Origin of the sequence: Caballeronia eucalypticola, from assembly GCF_047608185.1 — a bacterium.
GTDB lineage: Bacteria > Pseudomonadota > Gammaproteobacteria > Burkholderiales > Burkholderiaceae > Caballeronia.
Genome location: NZ_JBLKRU010000028.1, coordinates 57,281 through 71,708 on the forward strand (window position 1 = coordinate 57,281; position 14,428 = coordinate 71,708).

Below are 14,428 nucleotides of genomic sequence, written 5' to 3' on the forward strand. Positions count from 1 at the left end.
TGCGGGCGCTCACGCAAAGTGCTCCGCGTCTGCCAGACGCAAGCCCGCCGCATCCTTCGCCGAAAGCATTGGCTCGAAGTTGATCGGCCATTCAATGCCGATTGCCGGATCATTCCAGAGGAGGCTTCGCTCGTGCTCTGGATACCAGTAATTGGTCGTCTTATACAGACATTGCGCCGACTCCGACAGCACAACAAAGCCGTGCGCGAACCCCGTCGGCACCCATACCTGCCGACGATTCTCCGCCGACAATTTCACGCCGCTCCACTTGCCGAACCGAGGGGAGCTTTTGCGGATATCGACGACAACGTCGAACACCTCTCCGTCCATTACGCGCACCAGCTTGCCCTGCGCATGCTCGATCTGGTAGTGCAGCCCGCGCAGAACACCACGGCCCGATTGTGAATGATTGTCTTGCACGAATTCAACGCCCGCCTGCACGTGCTCGCTAAAGTCCCGACTGTTAAAGCTTTCGTAGAAGAAGCCGCGGGCATCGCCGAAAATTTCCGGCTCAATGACCACGACTTCCGGCAACGCGGTAGCGCTTATGTGGAGGGCCATGCGACGTGGTTCGTAAGTAGGTTGAGCAGATATTGCCCATAGGCATTTTTTGCGAGCGGCTGCGCAAGCTTCGACAGTTGTTCGCCGTCAATCCAGCCTCGACGGTAAGCAATTTCTTCAGGGCACGCGACCACCAGACCCTGGCGTTTCTGCAATGTCGCGATGAACGTGGCGGCATCGATCAAAGAATCCGGCGTGCCGGTATCGAGCCATGCATAACCTCGCCCCATGATCTCCACTTCGAGCTTGCGCTGCGCGAGATAAAACAAATTTACATCAGTGATTTCGAGCTCTCCGCGTGACGACGGCTTGATATCCGCAGCGATCTCGCAGACGTTGTTATCGTAGAAGTAAAGACCGGTCACCGCGTAGTTCGAGCGCGGCACTGCCGGCTTTTCCTCAATCGACAACGCGCGGAAATTCGCGTCGAATTCAACTACTCCGTAACGCTCGGGGTCGTGCACGTGGTACGCGAAAACCGTCGCGCCGTCGGTCTTTGCGCTGGCATGCTCGAGTTGCTTGCCGAGATCGTGACCGTAGAAAATATTGTCGCCGAGGATCAGCGCACAAGGGTCGCCGCCAATGAATTCCTCGCCGATAATAAACGCCTGCGCCAGTCCGTCCGGCGATGGCTGCACCGCATACTGCATGTTCATGCCCCACTGGCTGCCATCACCGAACATCGATTCGAAACGCGGCGCATCATGCGGCGTCGATATGATCAGCACATCGCGAATCCCCGCAATCATCAGCGTGGAGAGCGGGTAATAGATCATCGGTTTGTCGTATACGGGCAGTAACTGCTTCGAGACAACATGGGTAATCGGGTAGAGCCGCGTACCCGAACCACCGGCGAGAATGATGCCTTTACGGGCCATCGTCAGTCCTGTTTGGGCCAATGGATATCAGCAAGCTGCGCATAGTTAGCCTCGACCCACTGGCGATATTCACCGGAAGCCACCTCGTCCACCCACGCCTGATTGTCGAGATACCATCGCACCGTTTTCTCGATGCCAGTCTCAAACGTTTCGGCCGGCTTAAAACCAAGTTCGCGCTCGAGTTTGCGCGCATCAATAGCATAACGGCGGTCATGGCCCGGTCGATCTGCCACTAAGCTGATCTGGTCGCGGTATGAACCGGAGGGCTTCGCTTTCAGCCGGTCCAGCAGGTCGCACACGGCATGCACGACATCAAGATTCGTCTTCTCGTTCCAACCGCCTACGTTATACGTTTCTCCGGGGCGGCCATGCGCCAGCACCTCGCGTATCGCCGCGCAATGGTCACCGACGTAAAGCCAGTCGCGGATATGTTGACCATCGCCGTAAACGGGTAAGGCTTTGCCGCTCAGCGCATTCGCGATCATCAACGGAATCAGCTTCTCGGGAAACTGGTACGGCCCGTAATTGTTCGAACAATTCGTCGTCACGACTGGCAGGCCATAAGTGTGTTTGTAAGCCCTCACCAGATGGTCGGAAGCCGCTTTAGTCGCGGAATATGGGCTGTTCGGCGCGTAAGCTGACGTTTCGGAAAACGGCGCGTCGCCGGCGGATAGCGAGCCGAACACCTCATCCGTCGATACATGCAAGAAGCGAAACGCCGCTTGATCTGCTTCGGGCAAGGATTTCCAATAGGCAAGCGCTGCTTCGAGCAGCGTAAACGTGCCCACAACGTTGGTCTGTACAAACTCAGCGGGCCCGTGAATGGACCGGTCCACGTGACTTTCAGCGGCGAAATGCAGGATCGCGCGAGGTTGATGCTGGGCGAGCAGCGCGTCCATTGCAGCACGATCGCAAATATCCGCCTGCATGAAAATATGCCTAGGGTCGCGTAGTACCGACTTGAGCGTCCCCAGATTCCCGGCGTAGGTCAGCTTGTCCACGTTGAGCACGGCTTCGTTGGACGCTTTCAGCCAGTCGAGCACGAAGTTAGCGCCGATAAATCCGGCGCCGCCCGTTACCAGAATCATAAAAACCCTTTACCCGATAGATACGCGCATGAGACAGCCCAATTCGACGTCGACCAGTCAAGTATAAATCGGCGTCGTGCGTGGACGGCGAGGTGAGGTTTTACGTCCGGCGGCTTCGCGGGCAATCGCGGCCCGACTACCCGTTAAACCCTCAACGCCGCGGCGTCACCGCTTCGAACTCCGCAACCGTCCCCGCGTCAACGCTAACCACGGCCACCGGCACCTTCAAACTCGCTTGCATCTGCCGCAACGCCGCCTCCACCGCCGCTTGCGCTTGCTTCGCCAGCGCGCGCCTGTCGGCACCCGGCTCGATCGCATCGCAGACGTAAAGATGCGCCGTCAACGGCGTATCGCGAAGCATGGCGTTCAGCGTGAACGCGAGCGTCAGGTCATCGATATAAGCCGGCGCGTCCGCCTGCCGGCCGTTCGCGTCTTCGTACATCAGGCAGACGGGTTGCACGGGCCTGCACGCCGACACAGCCGCCTGAAACAGGTTGGAGTGAAACGGCAGCAAGTCGCGCCCAAGCGACGTCGTCCCTTCCGGAAACACGCACATGAGTTCGCCGCGCACGAGCCGTTCCGACAGCTCATGCATGATGCGTTTAGCATCGCTACGTTTTTCACGCTGAAGGAAAATGGTGTCGAGTTGCTGCGCGAGCCAGCCGACGAGCGGCCATTGCCGCACTTCAGCCTTCGATACAAACGGCGTCGGCCGCCACGCGTTCACCACGTAGATATCGATCCACGACACATGATTGCCGACCACCAGCGCGCCGCTATCGAGCCGCGCCTGATCGTTGTGGACGACAAGTTTCATCCCGCAGCGGCGGAGCATTTCAATCGACCAGCGCCGATTCAACTCCATGCGCACCTGCGGCGTCGCGTTGGGAAAACGCGTAGCCACGGTCCACATGCCGTGAAGCAGATGCCCGAAAATCCGTACTTTGCGAAAAGCGAACATGGTCAGGACCGGTCCGCGCGCGCTTCATAAGCGATATGCCCCGACACAAGCGTCATGAGCACACGCGCCGGCAACTCATAACCGAGGAACGGCGAGTTGTGCCCCTGGCTCTTGAGCTTCGCAGGTTCGACAAGCCATTCGGCAGCGGGATCGAAAAGACAGAGATCGGCGGCCTCATCTACGGCAATACGCCCCGCGTTCAGCTTGAGCACCGCGGCCGGCGCGCTCGTGATACGCGTGAGCGCCTTCGCCAGCGGCACGCGCGCCTCACGCGCCCATTTCACCGTCAGCGAGAGCAGCAGTTCCAGCCCCGTCGCACCCGGCGTGGCTTCGGCGAAAGGCAGCAGCTTTTCGTCGTCGTCGAGCGGGGTGTGATCGGAGCAGATTGCATCGATGGTGCCATCGGCCAGCCCCGCGCGAATCGCATCACGGTCACGCTGCGAGCGCAACGGCGGATCCAAGCGAAATTGCGAGTTGAAATAGCCGATATCCATATCGGTCAAATGCACATGGTTAATCGTCACGTCGCACGTCACGGGCAAGCCCTCGGCCTTCGCCTCGCGCACGAGCGCAACGCCCGCCGCCGACGACAAATGCGACAAGTGCACGCGCGCCCCCGACACCCGCACCAATTCGAAAATAGTATGCAACGCGATGATTTCCGCCGACACCGGCACGCCCGATAACCCCAGCCGCGATGCCACCGCCCCACTCGCCGCCACGCCGCCGCTCGCCATGTAAGAGTCTTGCGGACGCAGCCAGACGGCATAACCATACGTGGTCGCATATTGCAGCGCGCGCAGCAGCGTGCGTGTATTGACGATCGGCGTATCGGCCTGCGAGAAGCCGATGCAGCCCGACTCCGTCAACTCGACCATTTCGGTGATCGCTTCGCCCTTGAGCCCGACCGTCAACGCGCCGAGCGGATACACGTGCGCCTGATTCAACTTCTGCGCGCGGAACCGGAGCATTTCGACCAGACCCGGTTCATCGAGAATGGGATCGGTATCGGGCGGACACACGAGACTGGTGACGCCACCCGCGGCCGCGGCCGCCATTTCTGACTGGAGCGTGGCTTTGTGTTCAAAACCCGGCTCGCGTAACCGCGCGCTCAAATCGACGAAACCCGGCGCAAGGGCTAACCCCTTTGCATCGATTACCCGAGTCGCCTGAAAATCCGCGTGCGCATCGCCAATGGCAACGATCTTCCCCTCTGCGATAAACACATCGGCCCTGGTTTCGGTGCCCGCGGACGGGTCAATGAGCGTGCCGCCCTGAATATGAATCTTCATGGTGTTAGTCGTTATTTCCGGCAACGATGCCCATTACCGCCATTCGCACGGCGATCCCGAACGTGACCTGATTAAGGATCACCGATTGCGGCCCATCGGCCACTTCCGAGTCGATTTCGACGCCGCGATTCATCGGTCCCGGATGCATCACGATAGCGTCGGGCGCAGCCAGCGCAAGGCGCTCCGGCGTGAGTCCCCAGGACTTGAAATACTCTTGCGATGAAGGCAGCAACGAACCGCTCATGCGTTCGTTCTGCAAGCGCAGCATGATGATTACATCGACGTCCTTCAGGCCTTCGTCGAGGTTGTGATACACGTGCACTCCCATCTCGTTCAGGTTGCTCGGCAGCAAGGTACGCGGACCAATCGCGCGCACTTCCGGCACGCCGAGCGTGGTCAGCGCGTGGATATCGGAGCGCGCAACCCGCGAATGCAGGATGTCGCCAACAATCGCCACGCGCAAATTCCTAAAGTCTTTCTTGTAATGACGGATGGTGTACATGTCGAGCAGACCCTGCGTCGGGTGTGCATGACGTCCATCGCCGGCATTGATCACGTGCACGTGCGGCGCGCAATGCTCGGCAATGAGATACGGCGCGCCACTCGACGCGTGACGCACGACGAACATGTCCGCGTGCATGGCCGAGAGATTATTGATGGTGTCGAGCAGCGACTCGCCCTTGCTCGTGGACGACGCGTTGATATTCAGGTTCAGCACGTCCGCCGAAAGTCGCTTCGCGGCGATTTCGAACGTGGTCCGGGTGCGCGTGGAGTTTTCGAAGAACAGGTTGAAAACTGACTTGCCACGCAGCAACGGCACTTTCTTGATCTCGCGATCCGTCACGCTGACAAACTGTTCGGCGGTATCGAGAATATGCGTGACGATCGCGCGCGGAAGTCCTTCAATGGTGAGCAGATGCTTGAGTTCGCCGTTCTTCGTAAGCTGCGGATTGCCTTTGAGAAAACCGTAGCGCGAAGACGCCGGTTTTCGATCCGGCTCGCTGCCGTCGGCAGAACCCTGGGTGGACGTGTTCATGTCAATCCTGGTGGTACGTTGTTTTTTGTCAGGGGAAAGGCGGCGCTGCTATTGATTCTGTCCGTGTGCGGTTTTAATCAATCCGTGCGGGTTTCGGTCGTGAAGCTAAGCGTGCCGTCATCGCGCCGCGTGAGAACGAGATTGGTGTTTGCCTGTATATCGACCACACCGCCGGTGAAACGCGCCGCCATGGGCAACTCGCGGCCGCCGCGATCGGCGAGCACGGCGAGTTCCACCGCGGCCGGGCGGCCGAAATCATAAAGCTCGTTGACAGCTGCGCGCACGGTCCGGCCCGTCGAGAGCACGTCGTCGATCAGCAGGATTTTTCGATTGTCGACTTCAAACGGCAGCGACGTCGGGCTGGCCTGGCTGTGCAGGCCCTTTTTAGCGTAATCGTCGCGATGCAACGACACGTTCACCACGCCGAATCCAGCCACGTCCAGATCTTTGGCCAGCCGTTCGGCCAGCCACACGCCGCCGCTGTAAATACCGGCGAGCACCGGCGCGCCTGATTGCGTCAGCGATTCGCCATACGCGGCGCGGATCTGACCCAGCAACTCGCGGTACAGCGCCTCGGCGTCAATGGAACTCATGATCGGTCGTGAAGTCCGTCTAGATATTGTTGGAGGATGACCCGCGCGGCTTCGGCGTCGATATCGTCGTAACGGCCTTTTGCGTTCATCTTCACGCCGTTGCGCTTCATTTCGGCCTTCGCTTCCACCGATGAATACCGCTCGTCCACCCAGGTCACCGGCACGCTGAAACGACCGTTCAACTGATTGCCGAAACGCGTGGCCAGTTGGGTCATTTCGTGCGGCGTGCCGTCGGGGTGCATGGGCAGCCCGACAATCACCGTCATGGGTTTCCATTCGTCGATTAATTGACCGGCCACTTCGAACCGATATTCGCGGCTGCGGTTTTCAAACACTGTCAGCGCCCGGGCGTGCCCGGTCAACGTGTTGCCGACCGCGACGCCAATTCGTTTCTCGCCGTAATCGAAGGCAATCAGCGTGGCTTCGGTGCGGGTGTCAATGCGGGAGTCACCCGTCATGCGTGGCCCGCTTCGCCCGACAGCATGGAAAGCGACACGCCGAGCAGCGACAACGCCGCTTGCAGCTTGTCCTCAGCGGGGACGTCGAAGACGATGCGCGGATCGGCTTCCACAGTCAGCCAGCCGTTCTTGGCAATTTCTTCTTCCAATTGCCCCGCGCCCCAGCCGGCATGGCCGAGCGTGAGCAGGAACCGTGCGGGCCCCTTGCCGCTCGCGACTGCTTCGAGCACGTCTTTCGACGTGGTCATGGCAAGGCCGCCGGGGACGCTCATGGACGAGGTGTAGACATCGCCGTCAGCCGGATCGTGCAGCACAAAGCCGCGTTCCGTCTGCACCGGGCCGCCGAAATAGACGGGCAGATGCACGAGCGGCTCGATCTCGAGTTTCAGGTCGATGCGATTGAAAAGCGATTGGAGGTCGATGTCGGTCGGCCGGTTGATCACCAGGCCGAGCGCACCGCGCTCGCTGTGATCGCAAAGGTAGACTACAGTCCCGGAGAACGTGGGATCGGCCATGTTAGGCATGGCGATCAGGAACTGATTGGTCAAATTGATGCGATCGGAAGTCTTGGACATAATTCAAATTTTAGCAAAGGCACTGCTTGATGGCCGACTTTGATCTGGGGCTGGTCTGGTTTCGACGAGACCTGCGCGTGGCAGACCATGCTGCACTCTATCACGCACTAACTCGCTGTCGCCGGGTGCTGTGCGCCTTCGTTTTCGACAGCGAAATTCTCTCGCCCCTGCCTCAAAACGATCGCCGCGTTCCGTTTATTCATGCCAGCCTGATCGAACTCGATAAAACCCTGCGCGACGCGGGCGGCGGCATGATCGTGCGGCACGGCGTGCCGGCGCACGAGATTCCGGCGCTGACGCGTGAATGCGGCGTTGACGCAGTGTTCGCGAATCGCGACTACGAGCCGTCGGCGAAGGCGCGGGATGAGGATATCGGTAAAAAGCTGGCCAGCGCGGACGTCGCGTTTTTCACGTTCAAGGACCAGGTGATTTTTCATCAGGACGACGTGCTGACGGGCACGGGCAAGCCGTACACCGTGTTCACGCCCTATAAGCGCAACTGGCTCGCGTCGCTGACGCCGGACGCGTTGAAGCCGTATGCGTCGGAGGATAATCTCGCTGCTTTGGCGCGGCCGCCGGCTGGCGTGAAGCACGCCATTCCGTCGCTGGAATCGCTTGGATTCAGTGCCACGCACGCGCCCGCATTGCCGGCCGGAACGAGCGGCGCATATCAGCTCTTCGACGACTTCCGCGACCGCATGGTGGACTACGACCGGACGCGCGACTTTCCGTCCGTTAAGGGACCGAGTTATCTCAGCGTGCATCTGCGGCACGGCACTATTTCGATTCGCGCACTCGCTCGCACCGCTCACGACGCTCAGCGTCACGGCAATCGAGGCGCGGAAACGTGGCTGTCCGAATTGATCTGGCGCGACTTTTATTTCTCGGTGCTGCACCACTTTCCGTACGTTGGCGTGCCGGGCGATCACAAAGCGTTCAAGCCGGAATACGACCGCATTCAATGGGAAACGGGCGATGCCGCCGATGCCAATTTCGCCGCGTGGTGCGAAGGCCAGACGGGTTATCCGCTAGTCGATGCCGCCATGCGCCAGATCAATCAGTCGGGTTATATGCATAACCGCTTGCGGATGGTCGTGGCAAGTTTTCTCACCAAAGATCTCGGGCTTGACTGGCGGCGCGGGGAGCACTATTTCGAGTCGCTGCTGAACGACTTCGAGTTGTCATCGAATAATGGCGGGTGGCAGTGGGCGTCGTCGAGCGGTTGCGACGCGCAGCCGTATTTCCGCATTTTCAATCCGGTCACGCAGTCGGAGAAATTCGATACCCGCGGCAAGTTCATCCGTCATTACGTGCCGGAACTTGCGGCGTTGTCGGATAAAGACATCCACGCGCCGTGGAAAGCGAAACCGGATGCGTTGAAGGCCGCGAAGATTTCGCTGGGCGCTGACTACCCGATGCCAGTCGTCGATCACGATGCCGCGCGCAAGATCACGCTCGCGCGGTATGCGGCGGTGAAGTAACCCCTATCGCGCGACAGCCATGCCTCTTTCGATCATCGCGGTCAGCGCCGCCACCGACGCGCCGCCTTCCGATGGCGCAATGCCAGCCGCCGCCTGATGCAACATCGCGCCGAGCGCCTGGGCGGCCTTCTCGGGAATCGATGCATCGAGCGGTGAGCCCTCTGGCGTTATCTGCGCCTCGTACGCAATCCGGCGCCAGGCGAGCCCGAGCGTATCGGCAAGCAACGCGACATGGCCCAGCCCTAACGCGCAGGCCGCCGCACCCAGCCGATACGCCGCGTCGGCAGCCTTGAGCGCCGCCGGTACATCGATACGGCTTGCTTCCCGCGCCGACATCCCATGCTCGATCAACGCGCCGATAGCCGGCTCGGCGCTCGTCAGAAAGTCCTCGTACGCCACCGCGTTCACACGCAATACGCCCAAGTCCCGCGTGGGAGCATCGCGCGCCTGCTCCGCATTGCGCTCCCACTCGTCCTCGGACGCTTGCGACGCTGCAACGTGCCAATCCACGGTCAAGCCGTAGTCGCGCAATACATCGACTTGAGCGGAATCCTCCGCTGACGCGCCGTATAACGCGTAATCGCGCCACAGCAGCGCGAGCGCGGCGCGCACCAGCGACTTGGGCGCATGCGACAAACCGTGCGCCTGATCGGCCAGAACCAGATTGAAACGCGCGTACAGCCGACGTGCGTCTGCGGCGGTGTCGGGATCCGGCTGCAAACGCAATGCTTCGATCACCCCAATCGCCAGACGCCAGAAATCGTAGGGATCGGGGCCGGCGAGATCGGCTAGACAGGCGTCGAGGATGGAAACAATTTCCGCCTCTCCCTTCAACTCACCCGCCTTCGATCTCAGCAGGATCAGCAACGCACGTTCGTAGTGCGCCCGCACGCGAGCAAGGCGCTCCGGGGAAATGGCGCGCAACGTAGCTGGCGCAATGGCGCGGCCGGCGAGCGCGAGGTCATCGAAGGAAACGGGGGCTGCGCGGGTATGCGCGGCCATCAGCGCATGCAGCCCGCGATAATGCTCGAACAAAAGGGTGGAGCACGCGAGCTCCCGCAGATTGCGGCGCTCGACCGCCGCGCTGAAGTCACGCAGCGCTTCGGCAAATTGGTTGCGATTCTTGTCGCTCAGCCCGGCCAGCGGCGACACCAGCACCAGGATCTCGCCGAACCGCTGCGCCGGTAGCCAGCCCGCCGACTGCAACGCGCCAATCCCGCGGCGCAGCACGCCAAGCGTGTCGCCGTCGCGCATGAACGCGTGCAGTGCGTCGGTCAGCGCCATCTCTGCAATCCGCACAGCCCCACCGCGCGGATTGGGCAATGCCTGGAACGTGTTGCTCAAACCGGATTGAGTTGTCATGGAACGCTCACGAGCCGATGCGCGGCGCCAAGCCCCAGGCATCGGATGGATCTTGATCGAACCCGGGCGCATTGTCGCCAAAAGCGGCCAATGCATGCCGCCGCATCCCCTCTGGCGATAAAACCCGGACACACGCCGGAAAAGTCGAGCCGGTCGCGCCAACTCGCTAGCCGAGCGTTCCTGCTCAGTGGTCCATCTTTGGTCTAGCTGACCATCCCGCACATTGCGATCTGCAAAACGAATCAAAAACCTTCACGACGCCCGGCACGTAAACAAGGCGCGCCGCATGAAGGCATCCCATCCATGCGGCGCGAGTGTTCCTTGCACGACGTCCGAGCCTTTGCTCAGATCTGGACCATTTCGAAGTCTTCCTTGCGTGCGCCGCATTCGGGACACGTCCAGTTAATTGGAACGTCTTCCCAGCGAGTGCCCGGCGCAATTCCTTCTTCGGGCAATCCCGCTTCTTCGTCGTAAATCCAGCCGCAAATCAGGCACATCCAGCTTCTGTATTCCATACTTATGTCGCGTCGGGCAATCGGTTAAATGAGTGCATGATGGTACCGGTTTGGCAGCGCCATGCCTAGCAATGCGGCAGCGCTGGCGGATCGGTCAGGATTCGGACGGGTTTTTCGGCTTCTCTTCGGTTTCTTCCCCTTCCGTCTGGAGTTTGTCAGCTTTGCCGTCTGAACCACTCAATTGAACGCCGTACGGCCTGCGAGGCCCTTCCAGCAAGTATCGGACCTTCGTTTCACTGGTTCCCGCACACTGTTTCACTCAACTTCGGCGCGAAAAAAAGCCCATCTCATGTGCCCGCGTGACTTTAGGCCGCATAATCGTGCCGTTTGCGCCGACTCATTGTCCGGTCGCTTGAATAGCCGATTAGATTGAAACCACGAATAATCCGATGCCCAGCGACACCCCTCCTATTGTTCTCACCTTTGGCCTGTCCGATCCCACGGGCGGCTCCGGCCTGCAGGCAGACCTGCTGACCCTCGCCAGCATGGGCTGCCACGGGCTCACTGTCCTGACCGGCTACACCGTCCGAGACTCGGCGACCTGCGACGAAGTCACCGGGCTTGATCCCGATACCGTCAGCACTCAGGCCCGCATGTTGCTGGAAGATATGCCGGTGGCGGCCTTCAAGATTGGCGCGGCGACGCGTGCGGAAGTGGTCAGCGCAATTGCGGAAGTAGTTGCCGATTACGACGACGTGCCGCTGATCCTCGCACCTGATTTCACGCTCGACGACGAACATGTGCTGGCGGCGGACGAATTGCGTGAATCGATGGCAGATTTGCTAGTGCCGCAAACCACCATGCTCGTTGCGGATCACGCCACGCTCCTGCAACTCGCACAGCCCGATGGCGACGCCGAAGCGCCCACGCTCGACGCCGCCATCTCGCATTTGCTGTCGCAAGGCTGCGAGTACATCCTGGCGACGGAAACAGGCACGCACCGGCATGTGAATACGCTTTACAGTGAGGAAGGCCAGATCCGGCAGGACACATGGGACCGCACCGAGCATCGCATGATGGGCATTACCGACACGCTCGGCTCCGCCATCGCCGCGTTGCTCGCCAACGGTCAGGAACCCGCGGAAGCCGCGCGCGAAGCTCAGGAATATGTGTTCCAGGCGACCCGCGCAGCGTTCAGGCCCGGCATGGGCGCTTACTTGCCGGACCGGTTTTTCTGGGCGCGTTCGAACGATGACGACGAGACGCCGCCCGTGGTCATCGATACACAAGCAGATGCACCACCCGTCATACCGGGCGAAGCCCGCCACTAATATTTTCCTGGAGCGAGACTGACACATGCCGCTGCGCAAACCATCGCTCCCCCCACTCAAGCACAGCTTTGCGCCTGTACGGATCGGCTGTGCCGGCTGGGGTCTCACGGACGCGGTCGCGGAACATTTCCCCGGCGAAGGCACTCATCTCGCCCGCTATTCGCAGGTGCTCACCTGCGTCGAAATCAACTCGAGTTTTTATCGGCCGCATCGGGCAGAAACGTACGCGCGCTGGCGTGACAGCGTGCCCGCCACGTTTCGCTTTTCGGTGAAGATCCCGAAGGCCATTACACACGACGCACGCCTCGTTGATTGCGAGGCGCTGCTCGACGCTTTCCTCGAAGCCGCGACTCAACTGGGCAGTACGCTTGGCTGCTGGCTCGTGCAACTGCCGCCGAGCCTGTCGTTCGATCCAGATATCGCCAAGTCGTTTTTTACATCGATGCGCGAACGCACGGACATTCCGATCGCGCTGGAAGCGCGCCACGAGAGCTGGTTCTCGAAAGCCGCCGCCACGATGCTCAAGTCGAAAAAGATCGCTTACGTCGATGCCGATCCGCAACCCGCTGATTGTGCGATCAGATATCGGGCGGATACATCGCTGGTGTATTTCCGGCTGCATGGTTCGCCGGAGATGTACCAGTCTTCGTATGAGTATCCTTACCTCGATGCCCTCGCGCTCACGCTCCACGACCGGGCGAAAAAAGTGCACGAAGTCTGGTGCATCTTCGACAACACCGCCGCCGGCCATGCACAGTTCAACGCGCTGCGCGTGAAAAGCCGCAGGGCATTGAACGTGCGCCCGAAACGCGCCGCCGTCAGGGAAAAAGCCGATGCAGGGGTGTAGGGCATGCTACGCGGCCGGACCGTCCAGCGTGTCTCTGGACGACCGTTGACCAAGCCTTGACGGACGGAACTATGTCGTGACTTTCTGTTGCGTTGCTGCAATGGCGCACGGCCTTGCTTTCAGCGCGTTTTTGTACACTTCCAGATATGCATCGACCATCGCCTTTGGGCTGAAGGTCTGCGCATAGTCGCGCAAACGCGTGGGTGTCTGAGGATCGTTCAAGAGCTGAACAGCCTCGTGAATCTTGTCGATCACCGTATGCGGCTGATCGATGTCGAAGATCAGATTCGAGCTCGGCTCGATCACCTCTGGAATGCCGCCGGTGTTCGCGCCAACGACAGGGACACCATGCGAGTAAGCCTCGACCGTGACACGGCCGAACGGCTCATTCCATTTTGACGGCACAACAAGAATATCGATGCGTCGAAGAAATTCCGCCGGCACGACGTGGCCGGCGAAGTTGATGCGCGGATCGTTATACGTGCTCTTCAATGTGTCGAGATAGGCTGCGTCACCGCTGCCGCCAATCGTCAATGTCCAGTTCAACGATGAGTCGCGGCACAACTGGTCGAGAAGCACTTCAATGCCTTTCTCGGGCGATACCCGCCCAAGCACGCCGAGCCGAACGACGCCGTCGCGGGCTACGTTCGATGCTACAGGAGGCAATTCACCCTGCATCGGCAGATAGCAGTCGTTGATCACACCTGTTGTGGAGGCACTCGCGAAATATCCGCTGTCGATATGCTTCTGCAACACGAACCGGCTCACACCAATAACGGCATCGACACGCTGCGACGCGGTTCTCTTCGGTCCGGTATAGCGCGCGCAGACCCCGCACTGCCGCTCGCATGATTTGTTATGCGAGAGCATCTTCGATGAGGGGCACATCAGGTAGTAGTCGCGCGCCGTGTGAACGATCGGCACACCGGCTTGCTTCGATAAGCGCCATATGCCGATGGAAAGGCACGCCAGATTGCTCGTACTGACGATATCCGGCTTTTCTCGCTGGATGATTCTTTTTAATTTGAGTGCCATAAGCACGTTATGGACATCGACTGCGTGCCAGATCATTTTCATGATCCGCGAATGCTTCGTTGAATTATGTGGCCAATAAAAATTATTAAGACGCAGACGATAAATCTTCACGCCATTCAGTTCGGTGATGCGATCAACGCCCGTACCCGTTGCGCAGACGACGCACACTTCGGCGCCCGATGCGACCAGGCCCTCCGCCAGTATTTGCGTGGATACCTCCGCCCCTCCGACCATGTCGGGGCTATATAGGGTATTGGCTATCAATATTTTCATTCGCTTTTACGCTCGTTTGTGAGATCGATTTCGGACTACTTGCCCTGCCCGACTATTCGTCCCGCCATTATTAGACTGCTGCGCGCAGTACGGCACTGTTCGATGGCCCACATGCGAACTGCCGCAGCCCTGATCGCTGATCAGCTTTGACTACATAAACGATCAGAGTCCGTCAGAAATTCCCCCCCGGGTGACGAATTGT

General features: G+C 60.0%; 14 protein-coding genes and 1 pseudogene. 3 read left to right on the top strand and 12 right to left on the bottom strand.

Going from position 1 to position 14,428, the window contains the following annotated elements; all coding sequences use genetic code 11:
* Positions 1-9: 9 nt before the first annotated feature.
* From rfbC to ACMX25_RS27005, 9 genes and pseudogenes are all read right to left on the bottom strand, one after another.
* Complete coding sequence (gene rfbC / locus ACMX25_RS26965) at positions 10-561, bottom strand: dTDP-4-dehydrorhamnose 3,5-epimerase (protein WP_414953065.1); 552 nt, start codon at positions 559-561, stop codon at positions 10-12.
* Entirely contained in the window at positions 546-1,439 is an 894-nt protein-coding gene (rfbA, locus tag ACMX25_RS26970) for a glucose-1-phosphate thymidylyltransferase RfbA (RefSeq protein ID WP_414953066.1), read from the bottom strand. The genes rfbC and rfbA overlap by 16 nt, the downstream gene beginning before the upstream one ends.
* Before the next feature lie 2 nt (positions 1,440-1,441).
* On the bottom strand, positions 1,442-2,527 hold the full coding sequence (rfbB, locus tag ACMX25_RS26975; protein ID WP_414953067.1) for a dTDP-glucose 4,6-dehydratase: 1,086 nt from the start codon (positions 2,525-2,527) through the stop codon (positions 1,442-1,444).
* A gap of 151 nt (positions 2,528-2,678) precedes the next feature.
* Positions 2,679-3,488 carry a lysophospholipid acyltransferase family protein gene (locus ACMX25_RS26980; RefSeq protein WP_414953068.1) on the bottom strand — a complete coding sequence of 270 codons (810 nt, stop codon included), beginning with the start codon at positions 3,486-3,488 and terminating at the stop codon, positions 2,679-2,681.
* A 2-nt stretch (positions 3,489-3,490) separates the two neighbouring features.
* A complete protein-coding gene (locus ACMX25_RS26985; protein ID WP_414953069.1) occupies positions 3,491-4,780 on the bottom strand; it encodes a dihydroorotase in 1,290 nt (429 codons plus the stop codon).
* A gap of 4 nt (positions 4,781-4,784) precedes the next feature.
* Positions 4,785-5,816, bottom strand: a complete 1,032-nt coding sequence (locus ACMX25_RS26990; protein WP_414953070.1) for an aspartate carbamoyltransferase catalytic subunit — start codon at positions 5,814-5,816, stop codon at positions 4,785-4,787.
* 77 nt (positions 5,817-5,893) lie between these two features.
* A complete protein-coding gene (gene pyrR, locus ACMX25_RS26995; RefSeq protein WP_414953071.1) occupies positions 5,894-6,409 on the bottom strand; it encodes a bifunctional pyr operon transcriptional regulator/uracil phosphoribosyltransferase PyrR in 516 nt (171 codons plus the stop codon).
* Positions 6,396-6,867: pseudogene (gene ruvX, locus ACMX25_RS27000) on the bottom strand (Holliday junction resolvase RuvX). Before ruvX ends, pyrR begins: the two are co-directional and overlap by 14 nt.
* Complete coding sequence (locus ACMX25_RS27005; RefSeq protein WP_031362713.1) at positions 6,864-7,442, bottom strand: YqgE/AlgH family protein; 579 nt, start codon at positions 7,440-7,442, stop codon at positions 6,864-6,866. The pseudogene ruvX and the gene ACMX25_RS27005 overlap by 4 nt, the downstream one beginning before the upstream one ends.
* Positions 7,443-7,471: 29 nt before the next feature.
* On the opposite strand from ACMX25_RS27005, the gene ACMX25_RS27010 reads away from it, so the two are divergent.
* A complete protein-coding gene (locus ACMX25_RS27010; RefSeq protein ID WP_414953072.1) occupies positions 7,472-8,923 on the top strand; it encodes a cryptochrome/photolyase family protein in 1,452 nt (483 codons plus the stop codon).
* 3 nt (positions 8,924-8,926) lie between these two features.
* Here ACMX25_RS27010 and ACMX25_RS27015 read toward each other — a convergent pair whose 3' ends face one another.
* Positions 8,927-10,285, bottom strand: a complete 1,359-nt coding sequence (locus tag ACMX25_RS27015) for a hypothetical protein (RefSeq protein ID WP_414953073.1) — start codon at positions 10,283-10,285, stop codon at positions 8,927-8,929.
* A gap of 344 nt (positions 10,286-10,629) precedes the next feature.
* On the bottom strand, positions 10,630-10,800 hold the full coding sequence (locus ACMX25_RS27020) for a rubredoxin (protein WP_025527884.1): 171 nt from the start codon (positions 10,798-10,800) through the stop codon (positions 10,630-10,632).
* A 389-nt stretch (positions 10,801-11,189) separates the two neighbouring features.
* On the opposite strand from ACMX25_RS27020, the gene thiD reads away from it, so the two are divergent.
* Positions 11,190-12,071: a bifunctional hydroxymethylpyrimidine kinase/phosphomethylpyrimidine kinase gene (gene thiD, locus ACMX25_RS27025; protein ID WP_414953074.1), complete on the top strand. Its 882-nt coding sequence runs from the start codon at positions 11,190-11,192 to the stop codon at positions 12,069-12,071.
* A gap of 25 nt (positions 12,072-12,096) precedes the next feature.
* Positions 12,097-12,918, top strand: coding sequence for a DUF72 domain-containing protein (locus tag ACMX25_RS27030; protein WP_414953075.1), 822 nt, complete (start codon positions 12,097-12,099; stop codon positions 12,916-12,918).
* 69 nt (positions 12,919-12,987) lie between these two features.
* On the opposite strand, the gene ACMX25_RS27035 is transcribed toward ACMX25_RS27030, so the two are convergent.
* Positions 12,988-14,226: a glycosyltransferase family 4 protein gene (locus tag ACMX25_RS27035; RefSeq protein WP_414953076.1), complete on the bottom strand. Its 1,239-nt coding sequence runs from the start codon at positions 14,224-14,226 to the stop codon at positions 12,988-12,990.
* Positions 14,227-14,428 lie beyond the last annotated feature (202 nt).